Source organism: Pseudoalteromonas sp. meg-B1, assembly GCF_003173795.1.
In the GTDB taxonomy this organism is placed as follows: Bacteria; Pseudomonadota; Gammaproteobacteria; order Enterobacterales; family Alteromonadaceae; genus Pseudoalteromonas; species Pseudoalteromonas undina.
Genome location: NZ_QGQU01000003.1, coordinates 430,245 through 452,592, shown reverse-complemented (window position 1 = coordinate 452,592; position 22,348 = coordinate 430,245). Strand labels below are relative to the sequence as shown.

Below are 22,348 nucleotides of genomic sequence, written 5' to 3'. Positions count from 1 at the left end.
GCTCACTGGCTTTTTAGTTACTTATATACCTGATGATGAAACTAGCTATATTTCGTTTTTATGGCGCTGATTATCTCAACATTAGCAGCAGGAAAATCATAGTTATCAAGTTCGTCTATGCTGACCCATTCGCTTGGTTGTCCTTCAGCGCCATGAGCTTGACCGTTAAAGTTACTGACCACATGCACATTAAGTCGTACGCATTTATCGCCATAGTCATGCTCTATAGTGATAAGTTCGCTTGAACTATGAATAGTCAGCCCTACTTCTTCTAGCAGTTCACGTTTTAGGGCTTGAAACACACTTTCTCCGGCTTCAACTTTGCCACCAGGAAACTCCCATAACCCACCTTGATGTTGCTCATCTGCACGTTTACAAATAAACAAATTGTTATTTTTTTTAATTACACCCACAGCAACATTGATGATTACTTTAGTCATTACCTCTCCCTTAAATAGCATAAAAAAAGCGACGCAAGCGTCGCTTTTTATCTAACGTAACAAAGTGGTGTTATTTTAATTTACCACAACATTGTTTGTATTTTTGACCTGAACCACATGGACATGGATCGTTACGGCCAACTTTTGGCTCGCTACGCGCCATAACCTGAGCGCTTTGCGGTGCTTCACCACCTACGTGTTCTGCTTCTTCATGTTGATATTCGCGAGGGGCATTTTCACTTTTACGGTGTTGCTCTTCTACTTTTTCAACATCTTCTTCAGCGCGAACTTGCACTTTACTTAAAATACCGACCACATCGACTTTTAAGTTTTCTAGCATTTCAGAGAATAACTCAAACGACTCACGTTTGTATTCTTGCTTAGGATTCTTTTGTGCGTAACCACGTAAGTGAATACCTTGGCGTAAGTGATCCATTGCAGCAAGGTGGTCTTTCCAATGTTGGTCAAGACTTTGAAGCATAATGGCTTTTTCAAACTGACGAAGTACAGAATCGCCGACCATTTCTTCTTTTTGCTTGTAAGCTTGTTCAACCGCTTCTTCAATACGCTCACGAAGTTTTTCTTCGTACAGTTTATTGTCATCAGCTAACCACTGAGTAATTGGTAACTCAATTAGGAAATCTTGCTTTAAGCGCTCTTCAAGCCCTGGGACATCCCACATTTCAGCTAAGCTTTGTGGGGCAATGTATTGATCAATTACACCCGCGAGCACATCACCACGGATAGCGGTAATCGTTTCTGAAATATCACCTTCTTCAAGCAATTCGTTACGTTGAGAGTAAACAACACGACGTTGATCGTTTGCTACATCATCGTACTCAAGTAGCTGTTTACGCACATCAAAGTTACGTGCTTCTACTTTACGCTGGGCGTTTTCGATTGCGCGGTTAACCCATGGGTGTTCAATGGCTTCGCCACGTTGCATACCTAGTTTACGCATCATGTTGGTCATGCGCTCACCGGCAAAAATACGCATTAACGCATCATCCATCGATAGGTAGAAACGGCTTGAACCGGCATCACCTTGACGGCCAGAACGACCACGTAATTGGTTATCAATACGACGTGATTCATGACGCTCTGTACCAATAATGTGTAAACCGCCGGCATCAATTACTGCGTCATGGCGAATCTTCCATGCGGCTTTAATTTCGGCAATTTGTTCGTCAGTTGGGTTTTCAAGTTTTTCAACTTCACTATTCCAATTACCACCCAGTACAATATCGGTACCACGACCGGCCATGTTGGTTGCAATGGTGACTGTGCCTGGTAAGCCCGCATCAGAAACAATGTCTGCTTCTTGTGCGTGGAATTTAGCATTAAGTACGTTGTGCTTAATTTTTTCTTTGCGTAAAAACTGCGACAAGTACTCAGAGCTTTCAATTGAGATAGTACCTACAAGTACTGGCTGACCACGTTCTTGACAGTCTTTAATGTCTGCTAAAATGGCTTCGTACTTCTCTTCTTGCGTTAGGTACACCAAATCTGCGCGATCATCACGGATCATTGGCTTATTGGTTGGCATAACAACTGTGTCTAAACCGTAGATAGACTGAAACTCAAACGCTTCTGTATCGGCTGTGCCTGTCATACCTGCTAGCGTTTCGTACAAGCGGAAGTAATTTTGGAACGTAATAGAAGCTAACGTTTGGTTCTCGTTTTGAATTTTCACACCTTCTTTTGCTTCTACAGCTTGGTGTAAACCTTCTGACCAACGGCGTCCTTCCATAGAGCGACCTGTATGCTCATCAATAATGATAACTTCGTTTTCTTTAATAACGTAGTCAACATCTTTTTGGTAAAGCTTGTGCGCACGAAGAGCTGCATAAACGTGACTGAGTAGCGTGATGCTCGCTGCTGAGTACAGTGAATCACCTTCTTCAATTAAGCCGCGCTCTGTAAGTAGCTCTTCAACTTTTATTTGCCCACGCTCAGTTAGGTGAACTTGCTTAGATTTTTCATCGATAGTGAAATCGCCATCACCTTCAATCCCTTCCTCATCTTCTTTTTCTTGTAGTTCAAGTAAAGGAACAATGGTATTTATTTCAGTGTAAAGCTCTGAGCTGTCTTCAGCTGGGCCTGAAATAATAAGCGGCGTTCGCGCTTCATCAATTAGGATTGAATCCACTTCATCCACTACGGCATAAAATAATGGGCGTTGAACGCGCTCTTCAATGCTAAATGCCATGTTGTCACGTAGGTAGTCAAAACCAAACTCGTTATTGGTACCGTAAGTGATGTCAGCTGCATAAGCTTGTTTTTTCTGTTGTGGCATCATGCCCGGAACATTACAACCAACGGTTAAGCCTAAAAACTCAAATAGTGGACGGTTGGTTTCAGCATCACGCTTAGCCAAGTAGTCATTTACGGTAATGACATGAACGCCTTTACCTGTTAAGCCATTTAAATATGCTGGAAGTGTCGCGGTTAGGGTTTTACCTTCACCAGTACGCATTTCTGCAATACGGCCTTGTTGTAAAACCATACCACCTAATAATTGCACGTCGAAGTGACGCATACCGTTTACACGCTTTGACGCCTCACGTACCACAGCAAATGCTTCTGGTAGAATATCGCTTAGGCTTTGTCCGTTATCGTAACGTTCTCTAAACTCAGCTGTTTTAGCTTTTAAATCTTCATCTGAAAGCGCTTCTAGTTGCGTTTCAAGTGCATTGATCAGTGCGACCGTCTTTCTTAGGTTTTTAATAGTGCGGTCATTGCGACTACCAAAAATCTTGGTAAATAAATTAGATATCATGATAAAACCGTTACAATGTGTTTTTTTGCTAGCCGTGCATCGGCTAACCCATTTTTTTACAATTGATAATTAATGTATTCTTTAAATTAACCTTTAGGACACATTAATTAGCAATTTTGTATTAAGCTGCTTAAAAAGCACTGTTTATTACCTGCGCTACTATACCAGACTCTGCTAAACATCAAACTACCTCAATAAAAAGATCTTCATTTAAAACAGAAAAATGAGATCTCGCTCATAAAAATAGCATTATGTAGCTAAAGTTGATTAGAAATGCTTTAAAGATATGGTGTTGAATAAATTAAAAACAAGAGCAAAGCGCTTAAATTTCACCCTTAAATGCCTTGTTTGTCGCTATCGTTTTTTAATCCTTAAATTGAGCAATAATTTTATTAATTAATCTCGGTAGGTCACTTAAGTCATGCGGTTTATCGGCAGATGTGTATGCACGGAAGCTTTATCATTAAAGAGGTTGTTAATCGTAAAAAAGGTGTATGTTAATATCTTCTGTAACCAGCGTTTGCTAATATTATTTTTAGTAGCATAGAGTTAGTCATCTTTTTTATTGCTATATAACACGTTGATTGAGTTTAATAAAAGGGTAATAAAGTGCAAACCAACAAAGATAACTTAGTAGTCCTTGGCGCTGGTTGGCTTGGCCAAGCCTTATGTATTGATGCACAAAAACAAGGTTGGCAAGTGCAAGGAACTCATCGTAGTGACACTCATCAATTTGATTTTGAGCGTCAGTTTGTTCTACAAAACGGCGAGCTGCAGCACCAAGTGGATTTACAAAACGCGTACTGGGTGTGTGCTATACCTCCGCGCAGTCGTGACAGCGAAAGTGATTATTCTCAAGTGCTGGAGCAGGGGTTAAAGCTGGCAACTGAACTTAATTGCAAAGGTTTTTTATTGTGCTCATCGACTGGGGTGTATGATCAAGAGCCTGGAGTTTATAGTGAAAGTAGCGATATATCTGGCACTAACGAGCGACAAATAAAGCTCTATGATGCTGAAGAGCAAGTACTTGAACAGCAAGGTAAAGTTCTAAGATTAGCCGGATTGTTGGGGCCAAACAGAGAGCCGGGTCGTTTTGTGGCAGGTAAGGAGCTCAACACCTCTAGTCAGCAAGTGGTGAACATGGTGCATCAACAAGATGTGATCAATGCCATTTATGCGGTACTTAACAATTGGTCACAAGGGCAAAGCATTTATAATGTAGTTAACCCTGCGCACCCGAGCAAAGCAGATTATTATGCACAAAAGTGTGAGCTGTATGGCACACAAATGCCCAGTTTTAGTAGTGATGAAGTCGCTGAGCGCAAAGTTATTGGCTCAGCGATAGAAGCGCTGGGTTTTAGTTATCAGTATGGTATTTAATAAGAAGGTAAGGGCGAATTTTTTATAAAGTCGCACAACTTACCTTCACTTAGTAGTCTGTTAGCCGCTTCAATATCGGGGGCAAAGTAGCGGTCTTTGTCGTAATAGCTAACATGTTGGCGTAGCAGCGCCTTAGCATGCTCCACCTGTTCACACGCATGTAGCGGCTTTCTAAACTCTAGCCCTTGAGAAGCACTTAGCCACTCAACGGCTAACACGCCTTGCGTATTATTAGCCATATCAACTAAGCGCCTAGCAGCAAAAGTTGCCATAGAGACATGGTCTTCTTGATTAGCTGAGGTCGGTAAGCTGTCTACCGAAGCTGGGTGTGCTAGTGACTTGTTCTCAGAGGCGAGCGCAGCTGCGGTTACTTGAGCAATCATAAACCCTGAATTTACCCCACCGTTTTCAACTAAAAATGGCGGCAATTTTGATAAATTAGAGTCAATCAGTAGGGCAATACGTCGCTCAGCTAAGGCGCCAATTTCGGCAATGGCAATCGCAAGGTTATCAGCGGCCATAGCAACGGGCTCAGCATGAAAGTTTCCGCCTGAAATAATATCTCCCACATCGGCAAAAACGAGTGGGTTATCGGTTACCCCGTTTGACTCACACAGTAGTACCTCGGCGGCTTGACGTATTTGGGTTAAACATGCACCAAGTACTTGAGGCTGGCAACGTAGGCAATATGGGTCTTGTACTTTTTCACAGTTAATATGTGAGTCACTAATTTGTGAGTGGGTGCTTAATAGCTCTCTAAATACGTGCGCGGTATCAATTTGCCCTTTTTGACCACGAACCTCATGAATACGAGCATCAAATGGTGCGCGACTGCCCATGGCGGCCTCAATACTTATAGAGCCAATAACACAGCTTTGTGCGTACAAATCTTCTGCTCTAAATAAGCCCTGCAGTGCGAATGCAGTAGAGGCCTGTGTGCCATTTAGTAGTGCTAAGCCTTCTTTCGCAGCTAATATCAGTGGCTCAAGCCCTGCAATTTTTAACCCCTGTTCTGCGCTTATTAGCTCTCCTTGATAGCGCATTTTCCCTTCACCTAATAAAGGCAGGCACATATGAGCAAGGGGGGCTAAATCGCCCGATGCGCCCACTGAGCCTTTTTTAGGCACGCATGGGTATACTTCATTTTTAAGTAGCTGTATAAAAAACTCAATGACAGCTAGACGAATACCAGAATAACCCCGTGATAAAGAATTTACTTTTAGGGTGATCATTAATCTGACCGTGCTGTCATCCATTAACTCGCCAATGCCCGCAGCGTGTGAAAGCACAATACTGCGTTGTAATAGTTCTAGCTCATCATTCGCTATTTTTGTATTGGCTAATAAACCAAAGCCGGTATTAATACCATATACAGTACGCTGCTCGTTTATTACGTCTTGAACGGTCTGGGCACTGGCTGCTATTTGTGTAGCGGCCTCAGTTGCCAAAGTTAAATCTACGGCCGATTGATTAATTTTTCTTAAGGTATGTAATTCAAGCTGACCCGGTGTAAGTGTGTATGAAATCATGACTTATCCTTGTTAAGCATAGGTAGGTCTAGGTTTTGTTGTTGTGCACAATTTTTTGCAATGTCATAACCGGCATCGGCATGGCGCATCACACCGGTAGCAGGATCATTCCAAAGCACTCTTGCAAGGCGTTGCTCTGCTTCATCGGTACCATCGGCAACAATAACCACACCTGAATGCTGGCTAAAGCCCATACCTACACCACCGCCATGATGAAGCGATACCCAAGTAGCACCGCCTGCGGTATTGAGCAGGGCATTTAATAAAGGCCAATCAGAGACAGCATCGGAGCCATCTTGCATGCTCTCTGTTTCACGATTAGGACTAGCTACTGAGCCTGAGTCAAGATGATCGCGGCCAATAACTACCGGTGCTTTAAGCTCACCGTTTTTAACCATTTCATTAAAGGCAACCGCTAGACGCGCTCGGTCTTTTAAGCCAACCCAACAAATACGTGCAGGTAAGCCTTGAAATTGAATTCGCTCACGCGCCATATCAAGCCAGTTATGCAAATGCTTATCATCAGGAATTAGTTCTTTTACTTTTGCGTCTGTTTTATAAATATCTTCGGGATCGCCTGAGAGTGCTACCCATCTAAATGGGCCAATACCTTCACAAAATAATGGACGAATATAAGCAGGTACAAATCCAGGGAAATCAAATGCATTTGTTACGCCTTCTTCGAGCGCCATTTGACGAATATTATTGCCGTAATCAGTCGTTGCCGCGCCTGCATCTTGCAGTGCCAACATCGCTGTTACTTGAACAGCCATTGATTGTTTGGCTGCTTTGACCACTGCTTGTGGATTATTGATTCGCATTTTTGCAGCATGCTCCATACTCCAACCTTGTGGCAGGTAGCCGTTAAGCGGATCATGGGCTGAGGTTTGATCGGTGACTATATCGGGAGTAATACCACTTTTTACTAAGGTACTAAAAACATCAGCCGCGTTACCAAGTAAACCCACAGAAAGCGCTTCACCTTTGACACAGGCATCGGTTATTAATTTTAATGCATGCTCAAGATCTGTGGCTTTTACATCGACGTACCCTGTTTTTATTCGAAAATCGATCCGGCTTTCATCACATTCCACTACTAAGGCACTAAAGCCTGCCATGGTTGCTGCTAATGGTTGTGCACCGCCCATTCCTCCGAGGCCACCTGTTAACACCCACTTACCTTTGGCATCGCCTGAAAAATGTTGTTTTGCCATAGCTACAAAGGTTTCGTAAGTGCCTTGAACAATCCCTTGAGAACCGATATAAATCCAAGAGCCAGCGGTCATTTGGCCGTACATCATCAAGCCTTTTTTATCTAACTCGTTAAAATGTTCCCAGTTAGCCCAGTGCGGAACAAGGTTAGAATTTGCAATTAATACCCGCGGTGCATTGCTATGAGTTTTAAATACCCCCACCGGTTTACCTGATTGCACTAATAGGGTTTCGTCATCGTCAAGGCGCTCAAGCGTCTCAATTATTTTGTCGTAGCTTGGCCAGTCACGGGCAGCACGGCCAATCCCGCCATACACCACCAAAGCTTGCGGGTGCTCGGCAACATCAGGGTCTAAATTATTCATTAGCATGCGTTTAGCTGCTTCGGTTTGCCAGCTTTTAGTAGATATTTGATTACCATGCTGTGCGCGAATTGTGCGTTGTGTGTCCAGTCGATGATCCATTATTCACTCCTGTTAAATTTAAGTGTTATGCGCTTTATTATTGTTTTTAAATGTTAATTGTCCGCCCAAGCGATACTTACTGCCTGGCGATATAAGTCGTGCAAAACTAACAATTCCGTTTACCGACCAAGTACGGCGTATTACTTGTAAACAGGGCTCTTCGTTATATAAATTAAGCCATTGGCACATTTCACTGTTTGGGGTAATAGCCTCTACCGTATGCCTCGCTTGCGTTAAAGGGGCAACTGTTGAGAGATATTCGTGAGGGGTAAGGGCGGTAAAATCTTGTTGTAAATAATCTTTTGCAAGGGGCGGATTTACAAAGCGCTCCTCTACTTGCAAGGGACTGTCGTTTTCATTATGAATAATGACACTGCGATACACCACGCTATCTACCTCTACACCTAAAGCAATTGCAATTGGCGCGACGGCATTAATCGATTCTAATACTTGCACTGTGCAGCTGTAGTTTCCGTTTCGCTCTTTTACTTCATTGGCGATGTTTTTTATTTCAAGTAATGACGACTGAGACTTGAAGCTTGCTACAAACGTTCCTAGGCCTTGGCTACGGGTTAAAATGCCCGCATCAGTGAGTTCGCTAAGTGCCCGACGTGCGGTCATTCTGCTTACTGTAAATTGTTTTGCTAGTTCATTTTCTGAAGGGACACGTTGGTTTTCAAGCCAAAGCCCACTGCGTATTTTGTCCACAATAAATTGTTTTATTTGCGTAAACTTAGGTGCTGGCATAAATATTTTTAGTATATTAAAAATAAACAATACCTAGTAAGATGGCATAATCATCTTGTATATACAAGATGTGTTTTTAAACTCGTTTGAACACTATCGCGGAGAGACTTATGCAAGCTACAGAATCCACAGAACAGTTAAATGATATCGATTTATTACTCACCGATGCCAATATTGCCACTATGGATAGCAACATTGATGCGCCTTATGGAGCGATAGAAAATGCGGCTTTAGCAATTAAAAATGGCAAAATAGCATGGTTAGGTAAGCAAACTGAGTTGCCTGACTTTGATGTATTAGCCACTCCGGTAGTAAGTATCAAAGGACAGTGGTTAACCCCGGGTTTAGTGGATTGCCATACTCACTTAGTGTTTGCCGGTTCTCGTGCACAGGAGTTTGAGCAGCGTTTACAGGGGGTAAGTTATCAGCAAATTGCCGCGCAAGGGGGGGGGATTGCAAGTACAGTTAAAGCAACCCGAGAGGCTGACCACGAACAATTATTTGTAGCAGCAAAAGATCGTTTAAATGCACTGCTAGCTGAAGGTGTCACTACGGTAGAAGTTAAGTCAGGGTATGGGCTTGATATAGAAAATGAGAAAAAAATATTAGAAGTCGCTAGGCTTTTAAATCAACATCATCCTATTGAAGTCATTAATACCTTTTTAGGCGCGCATGCATTGCCTTTAGAGTTTAAAAATCGCAGTGATGATTATATAAATTTAGTGTGTAATGAAATGCTCAACACACTTGTTGAACATGATTTAGTCGATGCGGTTGACGTGTTTTGTGAGGATATTGGCTTTAGTTATGCGCAAACGCAGCGAGTATTTGATGCGGCTAAAAAGCTGGGGTTAGCAATTAAGTGTCATGCTGAGCAGTTATCCAATCAACAAGGTGCTGCGCTGGTGGCGCAATACAATGGTTTGTCGGCCGATCATTTGGAATATCTTGATGAAGCCGGTGTTAAAGCTATGGCAAATGCAGGTACTGTGGCGGTATTACTGCCCGGTGCTTTTTATTTTTTAAAAGAAACGAAATACCCTCCGATTGAACTGTTGAATAAATACAAGGTTCCCATCGCAATTGCCAGTGATTTTAACCCCGGCACATCACCGTTATGTTCTTTGCAATTAATGATGAATATGGCTTGTACATTATTTAATTTTACTCCAGAGCAAGCATTAACGGGAGTCACTGCACACGGAGCTCAGGCTCTTGGTTTTACTGATAGAGGCGTATTAAAAGTAGGTGCTCGCGCTGATATAGCACATTGGAAAATTGAGCATCCAGCACAATTAAGTTATCAGTTTGGAGTAAATAAACTGTTAAATTTATGGATATTGGGTAAACTTAGCTAATTATAAGACTTAACTCTTAAACCCATGTTTTATTTAATGTCAGTGAGTACCTCAGCTATGGATGGAACGTTATTGAGCTACAGTAATTTAGCTATATTTTTAAGTGGTGCGCTTTTAATGGCAATGGTTGCTGTATTGTTAACCGTTAAAAGTAACGTAATAAGACTCATCCTTTTATGCACCGGGCTGATTGGTTTAGCTATGGTTAGTACTGCCATTCCTTGGTTTGTTGTGTTATTGGCTCTGGGGTTTGGTTTTCATTTATATCAAGCGAATTTACTAAAGCAAAAACTCCCATTACTTGTTAGTGCCTGTGCAACAGGGTTACTTGCTTTATTATTTATTGGTTACCTCTTTTTTACGTTACATTTAGCGTGGTTACTTATTCCAATTTTACTGCTCAGTAGCAGTAGCTTTTCAATGGATAATGCACCACAGATTGCTCCACCCTTAAAGCCGCAAACCGACCCTGAGGTGTATGTTGAAAACTCACCTTTAACTAGCTTCCCAGATAAACAACAGTTACGTCAAAAATATAATGAGCTTATTAATGAAGATTCATTCAGAGCTGCACTTATTGTTTTAAGATTGGAGGGCTTTGCGCAGGTTAATCAACACATTGGCCGAGATTTTGGTGATTTACTCTTGTCTCAGTCGGCAAATAGAATAAAAGACTTATTAAATAGTGATGAAGTGTTTTATCTTGACGAGCAGGCTAAGTTAGCGCATTTGGGTGGGTTAAACTTTGCATTTATTTGTGATTTACAAAGCCATAATCATTTACATCAACAGCTTATAAAGCAAATTATTGGCGCGACTTTAAAGCCATTCAATGTAGCTAATTGTACGATTGAAGTAAAAGTAAGAGCCAGTTATGTACATTGTGAGCTGCAAAGCAGTAGCTTTGATGAGTTAATTAGTCATGCTTACTTGGCACTTGATAGCCGGCCTGATAAACAAATAGTGGCTTATCATCAGCAGATGACGGTTGAGCATTTAGAGCAGCAAGCGCGATTAACTGAGCTGGCGAATATCAGTTTTGCTGATGAGTTTGAACTGTTTTTTCAACCTGTGATTCGAAATAGTGATGGCCAAATCGAATTTTTAGAATTGCTATTACGTTGGCAGCATCCAACTCAAGGGACTTTGTCGGCGAGTCGATTTATCAATGATATTAGAATCGCAGGGCTTGGTTACTCACTCGCTACCTTTGTTATTGAACGTGCTGGAGAGCTTGCCATGGCACTTCGTATGGAAGGAATGAGGGTGCCTTTAAGTGTTAATTTATTTGGCCCGGAAATGCTCAACGAAGAGTTTGTGGATTTTGTTTATGGGGTTATTGGTGAGCATCAACTCAGGCCTGGTGATTTAATTTTAGAATGTCCGCTACATATTTTTACTAGCTTAGATGATAAAGGCAGAGCCATGATTGCAAGACTTAATAGTTTAGGTTTAAAAGTGTGTGTTGATGGTTTAGGTGATAACCCTGTATTACTTTCTAAGTTACCTAGTTTAGCGGTGGAATATATTAAAGTATCGCCAGCATTAACTGCAGACTTTAGTAATCAAAATAATATACGTAGTTTAGTAGGTGGCATGGTTGAAATGCATAACCAGCAACAGACGAAAGTTATTTTTGAAGGTGTTGAAACACTCGATCAACTAAAGTTTGTAAAAAGTCTAAAAGCCTATGCTTCACAGGGATACTATTTTGGACACCCATTGAGCAGTTTAGGATTAATGAGTTGGTTTAAGCAATGGTTAGAAGCACAAGAACTTTAAGTGTGTTTTAAAGGCTTAGTTTTGTTTGTAAATAGGTATTAACTAAAGCACTGATCACTTGGCCACACTGTAATTTACCTGCAGTTATAGAATGAGGGTGTTGTGAAGGTGCTGCTTCGCATAAGTGTAAATAAGCACTGCGCGGATCATTTGCAGCTAAGTAAACATAATGCTCACCATCGCTGACATCAAAACCACAGTAATTAAAGGCACTTGCAGGCATATTGGTTAAGCTATCTAAATCAACTTCTACCCCTAGCGGTGCGTTATCAAACCTTTGGAGTGCATGGGTGGTTGCTTCTGTTAAGTTTATTTCGCGCTTCACATTAATTGTTTGATAGCTTGTGTAGCTAAAGTTAGCGCTCTGCATAGCATCAAAAATAGGTTGATTGTTTTTTAGCTCATGTAAGCCAATAACATGGTAATTCTTGAGCAGCTGCTCTTGGTAAGCGTAGCTAAACCCATTACCACTGTGCCTACCTTCACACTCACGAAAGTCGGCATGAGGATCTAAATTAATCGCGTTAATTGCGCTGTGGCTATGTTTGGCAAGCGAGCGAATAATACCCAAACAGTTATTGTGTCCGCCGCCAATAATAATAGGTTCAAGGCCCGCTTTAAAAACCATGTCTAAAATTGCTTCAACTCGCTCATCTACTTCAGCGCACAGCTTACGCAATTGAGCTAAGTCGTTTGGATTATGATTATCAAGCGTTTGGGCTTGTTGCATTAAATCGTCGAGGTTAACTTCGCCAAGCAGTAACACTTTTTGCATAGCGATGGCATTATTGTGAGGTTGGTTTAAAAACCGTTGTAAAAAAGCAGGCCAAGCATACTGTGCACCGCCTTTTCCTAGGTTGGCTCTCGGTCCAATGTCTTCACATATGCCGAGTAAGACAAAGCGCATACCAAATTGTACGGCATCAGCAAGCGCTTGCTATGCATTATCATTTATGAAGCACGTGTAATGCTTAAATTAAATGAAACAATTCAATACGCCGAAGAGCTTGATGTACATGAGCTTTCGATGCGTAAATATGAAAAAGACTTTTTATTTTATAAAGATGAAAATAGCTTAGATTTATTCACCAATGAATATAAACAGCTTCAGCTAAAACTGGGGAAACTATCTGTTTTATCAAACGATTTAGATATTGCCATTGCTCAGGTTAACCAATTTGAGGCGCTTGCAAAGCAGTATTATGATGACTTTCAAGTTGTTGTTAATTTACAGCGAAAGATAGGTTTACACCCTAAAGATGCACTCTATGGCGAATTGCGTGAGTCAGTACACAACATTGAAACACTGCTGAACCAGCAAAATAATTATAAATTACTTACTACTATGCTGCAGCTACGCCGTGCTGAAAAAGACTTTATGTTACGTTTAGATACCAAATATTTAGACCGATTTAATAAATTGGGTGATGAGTTAAAACAACAAATAAATACCGCAGAAATACCTAGTAATATACGCAATCAATTAACCTCATTAATGACTAATTACCAAGGCAAATTTACCGCACTAGTCGATGCACAAGTCGCCTTAGGGGTTGATTTAGATTCGGGGGCTCTTGGGAAAATGAGAGTTAGTGTTAAGAAAAGTGATGATGTGGTTACTGCCATTACTACGGCCACTAAAAAGCAAGTGAGTGAGACAGCTCAGCAGGCGCAATTATTAGCAATAGCCATATTTATAGCTGCCAGTATTATTGTTATGGTCCTTGTGTATTTAACTAGCCGTTCAATAATTCAGCCTATTGAGAAAGTTTATCAAACTATTGACAAGATAAGACGAAACAATGATTTAAGCTTATTCATAGAGCACAAAGGAGAAGATGAAGTCACTAGGATGACCATAGATTTTAATAGCTTGATTAGCGACTTTAAAGATCTTATCTATGAAGTAAATACTGCTCTGACAACGCTTAATATAGCAACGGGTAACTTATCTGAAACAACCTCAGCAACTAGTTCTGGCATGCAAGAGCAATTGCATGAAGCGGACATGGTGGCAACGGCAGCCACAGAAATGCAAGCAACGATTCAAGATATTTCACATAATACAGAAGCTGCAGCTAAAAAAGCTGAATCAACCAATGTAAGTGCTCAACAAGGTCAAGTTGAAGTAGAGTCAACCATTAAACATATTAATGCTTTGTCTGATTCGCTTGGTAAGGCCTCTAGCGTGGTGTCACAGCTAGAAAAAGATGGTGAAACCATTGGCTCTGTACTTGATGTAATTCGTGCCATTGCAGAACAAACTAATTTACTGGCTCTAAATGCGGCTATTGAAGCAGCAAGAGCGGGTGAGCAAGGTCGTGGTTTTGCGGTTGTTGCAGATGAGGTGCGCTCACTTGCACAACGCACGCAAGAGTCAACTAGCGAAATTGAAGGTATTATTAACACCTTACAACAGCGTACCCAAGAGGTAGTGAGTATTATGCATCAGTGTCGTACTCAGGGTGGTGAGAGTGCAACACAAGCAACAAAAGCGGGTGAATTGCTAGGAGCAATCACTGTTGATGTGCAAACGATTATGGAAATGAGTACACATATAGCCACTGCTATTGATGAACAGAGTCAGGTAGCATCAGAGGTTAATAAAAATGTAGTCCGTATTCGAGATATTGCTGAAGGAGCTGCCGCTCACTCACAAACTAATGCGCAAACCAGTGAAGAGGTATCTGAGCAATCAAGGGTGCTTCATCAAGCAATCTCAAAATATAAAGTATAACTTTCCATAGAAAAAAGTGGCTTAATTGCCGCTTTTTTCTTACTAACTAAGCAGAAGCATCCCCACTGGCGCTAAGGTACAAATTTTATTGGTACGCTGTCTTTGTTATTTTCATGCTGTTTAACACGTTCTAAATATGTGTCCCACAAGCTCGCTTTCTCAGCCTGCAGCTTAGCAAAATATTGCCAGCTAAATAGCCCGCTATTATGACCATCGTCAAACTCTAAACGTAATGCGTAATGCCCTACGGGTGTAATGGTTTTAATAGCCACAGCTTGTTTATTAAGTACCAACTTCATAGGTTCAGAGCCATGGCCTTGAACCTCGGCTGAGGGAGAGTGTACCCGTAAAAACTCAGTGCTGAAGGTTGCCTCTGAATGATCATCAAAGAGCACATCTAAATTTTTACTTACACTATGATAGTGCACTTTAGTTACTTGTTTCATCGTCATCTCACTTACAAAAAAGCCTCCATGCTGGAGGCTTTTAGTATACATTAAACGGCCGTTAAAGAATAAAGCGGCTTAAGTCTTCATCTTCAACCAGCGCACCTAGGTGCTTTTCAACATAGGCAGCGTCAATAACTAAACTTGAACCCGCTTTTTCAGAAGCATCATATGAAATTTCTTCCATTAATCTTTCCATAACAGTATGCAGACGGCGAGCACCGATGTTTTCGGTTTTCTCATTAACCTGCCACGCGGCTTTAGCAATTCGCTCAATTGCATCGTCGCTAAATTCAACAGCGACTTGCTCTGTTTTGAGTAGCTCGCGTTGTTGTTCAGTAAGTGATGCGTGTGGCTCAGTTAAAATGCGCTTAAAGTCATCGGCTGTGAGTGCTTCAAGTTCAACACGAATAGGTAAACGGCCTTGTAACTCCGGGATCATGTCTGATGGCTTAGACATTTGGAATGCACCTGAGGCAATAAATAGCATGTGGTCAGTTTTAACCATGCCATGCTTAGTATTAACCGTAGAGCCTTCAATAAGCGGTAATAAATCACGTTGTACACCTTCACGGCTTACATCTGGGCCTGAGGCTTCACCACGCTTACAGATTTTGTCTATTTCATCAATAAACACAATGCCATTTTGCTCTACCGCAAAAATTGCTTGCTCTTTCAATTCTTCAGGGTTAACTAATTTACCAGCTTCTTCTTCGGTAAGTAATTTAAACGCTTCTTTAATTTTAAGCTTACGTTTAGTGCGTTTATCACCACCCATATTTTGAAACATACCCTGTAGCTGGTTGGTCATTTCTTCCATGCCAGGAGGAGCCATAATTTCAACATTCGGCTGGGCTTGCGCTAAGTCAATATCAATTTCTTTGTCATCTAACTGGCCTTCACGTAATTTTTTACGAAACGATTGGCGTGTTGATGAGTTTTCATCGCGCTGAACTTCACCGTATTGATCTTTCACTGGAGGCAGTAATACATCTAAAATACGCTCTTCTGCAGCTTCTTCTGCACGGTGTTTAAACTTTTTAGTTTGTTGCTCACGAGTCATTTTAATTGAAACATCAACTAAATCACGGATGATAGTTTCAACTTCTTTACCTACATAACCCACCTCTGTAAATTTAGTGGCTTCAACTTTGATAAAAGGGGCATTAGCAAGTTTTGCTAAACGACGCGCAATTTCTGTTTTACCTACACCAGTTGGGCCAATCATTAAAATATTCTTTGGCGTTACTTCTGTGCGTAAGTCTTCGTTTAACTGCATACGGCGCCAGCGATTACGAAGGGCAATAGCAACCGCTTTTTTTGCTTTTGCTTGACCAATAATATGTTGGTCTAGCTCATGAACAATTTCTCTTGGGGTCATATCAGACATGGCGAGTTCCTATTACAATTCTTCGATAGTTTGGAAGTTATTCGTAAATACACAGATGTTGCCAGCAATTGTTAGGCTTTTCTCTACAATTTCATGGGCACTTAAGTCGGTATTTTCTAATAAGGCGGTTGCAGCAGATTGTGCAAAGTTTCCGCCGCTGCCAATTGCGATCAGGTCGTTTTCAGGTTGTACGACGTCACCATTACCAGTGATGATCAATGAGGCAGTTTCATCCGCAACAGCTAGCAGGGCTTCAAGTTTACGTAAGGCACGATCGCTACGCCAATCTTTAGCCATTTCTACGGCCGCTTTAGTTAGATTGCCTTGGTGCATTTCTAATTTGCTTTCAAAACGTTCGAAAAGGGTGAAGGCATCAGCAGTACCGCCAGCAAAACCAGCAATTACTTTGCCATTATAAAGACGTCGAACTTTTCGGGCATTGCCCTTCATTACAGTATTACCAAGAGAGACTTGGCCGTCACCACCAATAACAACTTTGTCATCACGGCGTACACTTACGATTGTAGTCATGTTATTCCTCATCATCGCGCTGCAAGGGGGCAGCGCGTAAAAAACGATTATGAAGAGGTTATATGGGTGAATGGTTTAAATTCAAGTCCAGCCCCAAATTCCGCAGCCAACGATATTAATTCGTTTTAGTTTGTTCTTATCACTTTCTGCTTGGCGCTTGGTTTCATAAGGCCCTAAACGCACCTTATACCAAATACCATTAGTACCTGTGGTTTTTTTGATCTCTGAAATTAGCCCTGCAAAGGCTATTTTAGCCTTTAAGGTTTCAGCTTGTTGATGCGTTTTAAATGAACCACACTGCATAACATACGGGCCTTTTTGTTCAAGCTCTTTCACTTCAACTTGAATTTCATGCTCTTTAATTTCTTTAATAAATTTAGGTGGCCGCGGTTTAGCTATTTCTACTTGTTTTTCGGCTGTTGGGTTTGCCTGTTTTTCAACAAGATCAGGATCGGCATTATTTTTAACAAACCAGAGTCCATATGCGAAACCACCCACAAGTACTAGTGCAATGAAAGTTAATAACAGCGGAAAAGGTTTTTTAGCCGGTTCTTGTTTGGTGTTTTTTCTATTTTTTGGTTTTTTATTAATATAATCGTGCTGTGCCATGGTGTTATGTGTGGCCTTACCTAAATCATGTCTGTAGGGTCTACGTCTAAACTCCAGCGAACTTTTTGAGCTAGTTTACTGGTGCTGAGATAATTAACCATTTGTGCAAGATACGGGTGTAAAATGCGTCGATCTTGCGCTTGAATATGTAATTGAAAACGATACATCCCCGCAATCTTTTCTAAAGGCGCAGGGATAGGTCCAAGCAATTGTATACCAGATACCCCATTGACAGGAACCAAATCCGTTAGAAAGTCGACGACTTGCTTAATGTTATGTCCCTGTGCACGAACTATCGCCATACTGGTGATGGGTGGTAACTGCGCGTCACTGCGCTCAGTGAGCGCAAAGCGGGCAAAATCTTGATAGCCGTTATTAACTAAATCTTGTAATAACGGGTGCTCAGGGAAGTGTGTTTGTAATAAGACTTCACCGGGTTCACCAGAACGTCCCGCTCTACCTGCAACCTGTGTCACTAATTGAGCAAGGTGTTCTGTTGCCCTAAAGTCACACGAATATAAACCACTATCTACGTCTAAAATAAGTACTAAGCTTACATCCGCAAAGTGATGACCTTTAGCTAGCATTTGCGTACCGACTAAAATGCGTGCGCCGCCTTGGTTTATTTCATCCAATGCTTTTTCAAGGCTGCCTTTGCGCCTCGTAGAGTCGCGGTCTATTCGGCTAATTGGGATGTCTTTAAATTCAGTACTCAAAAATTCTTCTATTTGTTCAGTGCCTTTACCGTTAGGAAATATCTGCGTGCTACCACAATCAGGGCATTGATGCGGTACTTGATATTGGTCACCACAGTGATGGCAAATCATCTGACCGATGGCTTTATGAAAGGTTGCACTCGTGCTGCAGCGATTACATTCACTTAACCAACCACACTCATGACATATTAAAGTAGGCGAAAAACCACGGCGGTTTAAAAATACCATTACCTGCTTACCTTTATTCAGGTGCTGGCGCATTATCGCTAGGCTCGCATGGGCAATACCTGCTTGATCAGGCTGACCTTTCATGTCGAGAAGCTTAAATTGATTATCGGTGGCAGTTTGTGCTCGCTCACTTAATGTGAGTAACTGGTATTTGTTATTAATTGCTTTGTGCAGTGTTTCTAATGCGGGAGTCGCACTGCCTAAAATAAGCGGAATGTTATGCTGATAAGCACGATACGCTGCTAAATCGCGTGCATGATAGCGTAAAGTATCTTGTTGTTTAAATGAAGCATCATGTTCTTCATCAACCACAATCATCCCGAGTTTTAAAAAGGGCAGAAAAATACTCGAACGAGTACCTATAACGATGGCACAACTGCCTTTTTCACAAAACCGCCATGTTTGCAGGCGCTCGTTATCGGTGAGCGCTGAATGCCATAGCATAATTGGCGTGTCAGGGAAGCGGCGCCTAAAACGATTCACTGTTTGCGGTGTTAGACCTATCTCAGGAACAAGTACTAACGCTTGCTCTCCACGCTTTAACACCTCTTCAAGACACTGTAGGTAAACTTCTGTTTTACCGCTACCAGTGACACCTTCAAGTAAAAAGCTATTGAAACCGGTGCTTTGATTAATAGCTGTGCAAGCAATCGCTTGTTCTTTATTTAAGCGAGGCTTAGTGCCCACAGTAGGAGAGGCATGTTGCCATTGATTGTCATGTTCAATGGTTTGCACTATCAACTCTTTTGCCAACAGGCTATCAATAGTCTTTTTATTAAACCCGAGTGCTTTTAGTTCCGTTAATGATGATTTACCCGATGCAGATAATTGCTTAAGCAAGTTAAGCTGTATTTTAGCTTTTAAAGATGGTAAAAGCGCCCCTTTATCAGTTAACGTCAGCATATTTATACTGGTTTTATCAGGGCATTCACCTTGGCGCAGCGCATTGGGGAGTGCAATATGAATAGTTTCACCTAGTGGATAACAATAATAACGCGCAGTAAACTTCAGCAGCTCCAAATGTTGCGCAGATAACACCGGCGAATTATCAATTACTTCAATAATAGATTTGATTTTGCCTTCAGGAACTTCTGTATCGGTTTTTAAACTAAGGATAACCGCTACTTTTCGTTGATTGCCAAAAGGGACGAGTACGCGCATGCCAGACTGCAATTTAGTCAGCGGTGTTAATTGCTCATCCACTTTATAATCAAAGGTGCGAGGTAAGGGGACTTTTATTGCAACTTCAACAAAACACATAACAACTCAACTAAGAAACCTAATAGCCTAATGTACTAAAAATAGTATTAAAAGCCTACCGACAAATCAGTAATCAATAGGTGTTTGCAGACTTTTTAGTAAAAAGAATAATTAAAGCTTGTGTGCGTGCGGGTTGTTGGATAAAATTCGCGACCAATAAATTTGTTTTAACGACGTATGGTGCCAGACTTCGGGTTTGGAGAGCGATGCGGCCTTAACTAGAGGTTCCTATGAAAGAAGGTATTCACCCTAAGTACGAAGTAATTTCTGCAACTTGTTCATGCGGAAACAAATTCGAAACTCGTTCTACTTTGTGTAAAGACATTCACTTAGATGTATGTTCTGCGTGTCACCCGTTTTACACTGGTAAGCAAAAGATTTTAGACACTGGCGGCCGTGTTGATCGCTTCAACAAGCGCTTCGGTGCACTTAGCAGCAAAAAATAATTTTTTGTTTCTATGTAAAAAAAGCACCTTAGGGTGCTTTTTTTGTGCCTAAAATTCACTTATCCCTCCATTTTTATAACAGTTTTGTATTTATTATTTTTGCATAACTATTTCCTGTTCTTATTCCGAATATGCATAAACATTTGCAGACAAAATTGCCAATATTCTCTATATTTTTATTTGTTACACTTTAAATATGGTACTTAAATGTAGTTAACGTGAAGTTATTTGTATTTAAAGTTAAACAAAGTTCGGTATTTCACTATTTTAATTTAAGACTGAAAAGAGTATTTCATAAATATTGAATAAGGGTAAAAACGACCTGTAATTTTCATTTTTATGACGAATTTATATTTTAAAAATGTCAGGATAATCTAGGGAAGTTGCTGATAAATCACTTAAAATTAAGAGTTCTAGCATATAACAGGATAGACCTGATATTGCTTGGAATTTAAAAATAATAAAGGTATCGTAGAATAAAACTACCTCTCACTTTAACTTAAATTGCAGGATATAATCGCGTTATGTCAGATTTTCGTGAACAAGCACTACATTACCATGCCCATCCCGTTCCAGGTAAAATCAGTATTGAGCTGACCAAGCCCGCTGAGACGGTTAAAGACCTCGCGCTCGCATATAGCCCAGGTGTTGCAGAACCTGTTCGTGAAATTGCCGCTGATCCAGCAAATGCCTATAAGTATACTGGTAAAGGAAATATGGTTGCGGTTATTACTAACGGCACCGCAATTTTAGGCTTAGGTAATTTAGGCCCTCTGGCCTCAAAACCAGTAATGGAAGGCAAAGCATTATTATTTAAACGTTTTGCAGGCCTAGATTCAATTGATATAGAAGTTAAGCACCGCACAACCGAAGACTTTATCAACACGGTTGCGAATATTGCAGATACGTTTGGTGGTATCAACCTAGAAGATATTAAAGCGCCAGAATGTTTTGAGATAGAAAAAGCACTTATAGAACGTTGCAGCATTCCTGTGTTTCATGATGATCAACATGGTACGGCAATTGTAACGGCTGCGGGTATGCTAAATGCGCTAGAAGTACAAGGTAAAGCAATTGAAGATGCGATTATCGTGTGTTTAGGTGCCGGCGCTGCAGCTGTTGCCTGTATGGAGCTTTTAATTAAGTGTGGCGCACTGCGTGAACATATTTATATGTTAGACCGTAAAGGTGTTATTCATACACGTCGTGATGACTTAAATGAATATAAGCAATTATTTGCAAACAACACGGATAAACGTACTTTACAGGACGTAATTGAAGATGCCGATGTGTTTGTTGGTGTATCAGGCCCTAATTTATTAGCCGCCGATGATTTGAAGTTAATGGCTGACCGCCCAGTTGTATTTGCATGTTCAAACCCCGATCCTGAAATTGATCCGCAATTAGCACATGCTGCACGCAACGATCTTATTATGGCGACTGGCCGCTCTGATTATCCGAACCAAGTTAACAACGTACTTTGTTTTCCATTTATTTTCCGCGGCGCACTAGATGTACGCGCAAGTGAAATAAACGATGAAATGAAAATAGCTGCTGTAGAGGCAATTCGCAGTATTGCTAAAGAGCCAGTTCCGGCTGAAGTATTGACTGCTGCAGGTATCGATAAATTAGAGTTTGGTGCTAAATATATTATACCAAAACCTATGGATCCGCGCTTACTGCCTCGTATCGCCAAAGCCGTTGCTCAAGCTGCAGTTGATTCGGGTGTGGCACAAATTGATATGCCAGAAAATTACATGGCGTAATTTTAAGTGTAAATTAACGCAAAAAAACCTCAGCATTTGCTGAGGTTTTTTTATAACACAGATAAAGAAATTTAGTCTTCATTTAAAATAGGCACTTCTAGTCCCATTTCTTGCATTATTTTCTTCACCTCTTCAGGTACTTTTTCTGCGTTGTCTTTACGAAGATCATCATCATTAGGTAGCGGTTGCCCTGTAAACGCATGCAAGAACGCTTCGCATAAAAGCTCACTATTTGTTGCATGGCGTAAGTTGTTTATTTGACGACGGGTACGCTCGTCGGTTAATACTTTTAATACATTTAGCGGGATCGAAACGGTGATCTTTTTTACTTGTTCGGATTTTTTCCCGTGTTCTGCGTATGGGTGAATATATTCACCATTCCATTTAGCCATAAGATGTATCGTTGCCTCAGATTATAAATTGCTCACACAGCATCAAAGCGTGTAAATATGCGTGAAATTCTATCGGTTTAAAAAAGATAGTCAAATACTAGTTATTTAGCTATCTAGACATTTAAATGTTTTGACA

16 protein-coding genes and 2 pseudogenes are annotated in these 22,348 nt (G+C 41.0%); 6 read left to right on the top strand and 12 right to left on the bottom strand.

Going from position 1 to position 22,348, the window contains the following annotated elements:
* Window positions 1–41: 41 nt before the first annotated feature.
* The gene (mutT, locus tag DK924_RS13855; protein WP_075169495.1) at window positions 42–440 is read right to left on the bottom strand and encodes an 8-oxo-dGTP diphosphatase MutT; all 399 of its coding nucleotides are present in this window, start codon (window positions 438–440) and stop codon (window positions 42–44) included.
* 70 nt (window positions 441–510) lie between these two features.
* Window positions 511–3,219 carry a preprotein translocase subunit SecA gene (gene secA, locus DK924_RS13850; protein ID WP_109875466.1) on the bottom strand — a complete coding sequence of 903 codons (2,709 nt, stop codon included), beginning with the start codon at window positions 3,217–3,219 and terminating at the stop codon, window positions 511–513.
* Between the two features lie 609 nt (window positions 3,220–3,828).
* Here secA and DK924_RS13845 point away from each other — a divergent pair.
* Window positions 3,829–4,599, top strand: a complete 771-nt coding sequence (locus DK924_RS13845; RefSeq protein ID WP_109875465.1) for an NADP-binding protein — start codon at window positions 3,829–3,831, stop codon at window positions 4,597–4,599.
* On the opposite strand, the gene hutH is transcribed toward DK924_RS13845, so the two are convergent.
* From hutH to hutC, 3 genes are read right to left on the bottom strand one after another with little or no spacing between them, the layout of a single operon-like run.
* Entirely contained in the window at window positions 4,596–6,128 is a 1,533-nt protein-coding gene (hutH, locus tag DK924_RS13840; RefSeq protein WP_109875464.1) for a histidine ammonia-lyase, read from the bottom strand. The two genes, DK924_RS13845 and hutH, sit on opposite strands and share 4 nt — an antisense overlap.
* On the bottom strand, window positions 6,125–7,804 hold the full coding sequence (gene hutU, locus DK924_RS13835; protein WP_109875463.1) for a urocanate hydratase: 1,680 nt from the start codon (window positions 7,802–7,804) through the stop codon (window positions 6,125–6,127). The genes hutH and hutU overlap by 4 nt, the downstream gene beginning before the upstream one ends.
* Before the next feature lie 18 nt (window positions 7,805–7,822).
* Entirely contained in the window at window positions 7,823–8,551 is a 729-nt protein-coding gene (hutC, locus tag DK924_RS13830; RefSeq protein ID WP_010390397.1) for a histidine utilization repressor, read from the bottom strand.
* Between the two features lie 110 nt (window positions 8,552–8,661).
* Between hutC and hutI the strand changes: the two genes are divergently transcribed.
* On the top strand, window positions 8,662–9,909 hold the full coding sequence (hutI, locus tag DK924_RS13825; protein ID WP_109875462.1) for an imidazolonepropionase: 1,248 nt from the start codon (window positions 8,662–8,664) through the stop codon (window positions 9,907–9,909).
* 57 nt (window positions 9,910–9,966) lie between these two features.
* Window positions 9,967–11,691, top strand: a complete 1,725-nt coding sequence (locus tag DK924_RS13820) for a GGDEF domain-containing phosphodiesterase (RefSeq protein ID WP_109875494.1) — start codon at window positions 9,967–9,969, stop codon at window positions 11,689–11,691.
* 7 nt (window positions 11,692–11,698) lie between these two features.
* Here DK924_RS13820 and DK924_RS13815 read toward each other — a convergent pair.
* A pseudogene (locus DK924_RS13815) lies at window positions 11,699–12,628 on the bottom strand (formimidoylglutamase); the annotation flags it as partial.
* Here DK924_RS13815 and DK924_RS13810 point away from each other — a divergent pair.
* Window positions 12,626–14,428, top strand: a pseudogene (locus DK924_RS13810) (methyl-accepting chemotaxis protein); the annotation flags it as partial. The pseudogenes DK924_RS13815 and DK924_RS13810 sit on opposite strands and share 3 nt — an antisense overlap.
* A gap of 71 nt (window positions 14,429–14,499) precedes the next feature.
* Here the strand turns inward: DK924_RS13810 and DK924_RS13805 are convergent.
* The 5 genes from DK924_RS13805 to priA all read right to left on the bottom strand — a co-directional run bounded on the left by DK924_RS13805 (window position 14,500) and on the right by priA (window position 19,608).
* Window positions 14,500–14,874, bottom strand: a complete 375-nt coding sequence (locus DK924_RS13805) for a gamma-butyrobetaine hydroxylase-like domain-containing protein (RefSeq protein ID WP_109875460.1) — start codon at window positions 14,872–14,874, stop codon at window positions 14,500–14,502.
* Window positions 14,875–14,935: 61 nt separating this feature from the next.
* Complete coding sequence (hslU, locus tag DK924_RS13800) at window positions 14,936–16,264, bottom strand: HslU--HslV peptidase ATPase subunit (protein ID WP_010390408.1); 1,329 nt, start codon at window positions 16,262–16,264, stop codon at window positions 14,936–14,938.
* A 12-nt stretch (window positions 16,265–16,276) separates the two neighbouring features.
* Window positions 16,277–16,795, bottom strand: a complete 519-nt coding sequence (hslV, locus tag DK924_RS13795) for an ATP-dependent protease subunit HslV (protein WP_010390410.1) — start codon at window positions 16,793–16,795, stop codon at window positions 16,277–16,279.
* A gap of 81 nt (window positions 16,796–16,876) precedes the next feature.
* Window positions 16,877–17,404 (bottom strand): SPOR domain-containing protein, encoded by a 528-nt coding sequence (locus tag DK924_RS13790; RefSeq protein ID WP_010390413.1) that lies wholly within the window; start codon window positions 17,402–17,404, stop codon window positions 16,877–16,879.
* Between the two features lie 20 nt (window positions 17,405–17,424).
* Window positions 17,425–19,608: a primosomal protein N' gene (gene priA / locus DK924_RS13785; protein WP_109875459.1), complete on the bottom strand. Its 2,184-nt coding sequence runs from the start codon at window positions 19,606–19,608 to the stop codon at window positions 17,425–17,427.
* 230 nt (window positions 19,609–19,838) lie between these two features.
* Here priA and rpmE point away from each other — a divergent pair, with 230 nt between their 5' ends.
* Both rpmE and DK924_RS13775 read left to right on the top strand, forming a co-directional pair.
* Window positions 19,839–20,054 (top strand): 50S ribosomal protein L31, encoded by a 216-nt coding sequence (rpmE, locus tag DK924_RS13780; protein WP_008115018.1) that lies wholly within the window; start codon window positions 19,839–19,841, stop codon window positions 20,052–20,054.
* 524 nt (window positions 20,055–20,578) lie between these two features.
* Window positions 20,579–21,820 carry a malic enzyme-like NAD(P)-binding protein gene (locus DK924_RS13775; protein WP_008465773.1) on the top strand — a complete coding sequence of 414 codons (1,242 nt, stop codon included), beginning with the start codon at window positions 20,579–20,581 and terminating at the stop codon, window positions 21,818–21,820.
* A gap of 71 nt (window positions 21,821–21,891) precedes the next feature.
* On the opposite strand, the gene metJ is transcribed toward DK924_RS13775, so the two are convergent.
* A complete protein-coding gene (gene metJ / locus DK924_RS13770) occupies window positions 21,892–22,212 on the bottom strand; it encodes a met regulon transcriptional regulator MetJ (RefSeq protein ID WP_008115021.1) in 321 nt (106 codons plus the stop codon).
* Window positions 22,213–22,348 lie beyond the last annotated feature (136 nt).

What these genes read in the sequence shown, in the direction of transcription:
- mutT (WP_075169495.1), bottom strand. Translation starts at nt 440, where the DNA reads ATGACTAAAGTAATCATCAATGTTGCTGTGGGTGTAATTAAAAAAAAT.
- secA (WP_109875466.1), bottom strand. Translation starts at nt 3,219, where the DNA reads ATGATATCTAATTTATTTACCAAGATTTTTGGTAGTCGCAATGACCGC.
- hutH (WP_109875464.1), bottom strand. Translation starts at nt 6,128, where the DNA reads ATGATTTCATACACACTTACACCGGGTCAGCTTGAATTACATACCTTA.
- hutU (WP_109875463.1), bottom strand. Translation starts at nt 7,804, where the DNA reads ATGGATCATCGACTGGACACACAACGCACAATTCGCGCACAGCATGGT.
- hutC (WP_010390397.1), bottom strand. Translation starts at nt 8,551, where the DNA reads ATGCCAGCACCTAAGTTTACGCAAATAAAACAATTTATTGTGGACAAA.
- hutI (WP_109875462.1), top strand. Translation starts at nt 8,662, where the DNA reads ATGCAAGCTACAGAATCCACAGAACAGTTAAATGATATCGATTTATTA.
- DK924_RS13820 (WP_109875494.1), top strand. Translation starts at nt 9,967, where the DNA reads ATGGATGGAACGTTATTGAGCTACAGTAATTTAGCTATATTTTTAAGT.
- DK924_RS13805 (WP_109875460.1), bottom strand. Translation starts at nt 14,874, where the DNA reads ATGAAACAAGTAACTAAAGTGCACTATCATAGTGTAAGTAAAAATTTA.
- hslU (WP_010390408.1), bottom strand. Translation starts at nt 16,264, where the DNA reads ATGTCTGATATGACCCCAAGAGAAATTGTTCATGAGCTAGACCAACAT.
- hslV (WP_010390410.1), bottom strand. Translation starts at nt 16,795, where the DNA reads ATGACTACAATCGTAAGTGTACGCCGTGATGACAAAGTTGTTATTGGT.
- DK924_RS13790 (WP_010390413.1), bottom strand. Translation starts at nt 17,404, where the DNA reads ATGGCACAGCACGATTATATTAATAAAAAACCAAAAAATAGAAAAAAC.
- priA (WP_109875459.1), bottom strand. Translation starts at nt 19,608, where the DNA reads ATGTGTTTTGTTGAAGTTGCAATAAAAGTCCCCTTACCTCGCACCTTT.
- rpmE (WP_008115018.1), top strand. Translation starts at nt 19,839, where the DNA reads ATGAAAGAAGGTATTCACCCTAAGTACGAAGTAATTTCTGCAACTTGT.
- DK924_RS13775 (WP_008465773.1), top strand. Translation starts at nt 20,579, where the DNA reads ATGTCAGATTTTCGTGAACAAGCACTACATTACCATGCCCATCCCGTT.
- metJ (WP_008115021.1), bottom strand. Translation starts at nt 22,212, where the DNA reads ATGGCTAAATGGAATGGTGAATATATTCACCCATACGCAGAACACGGG.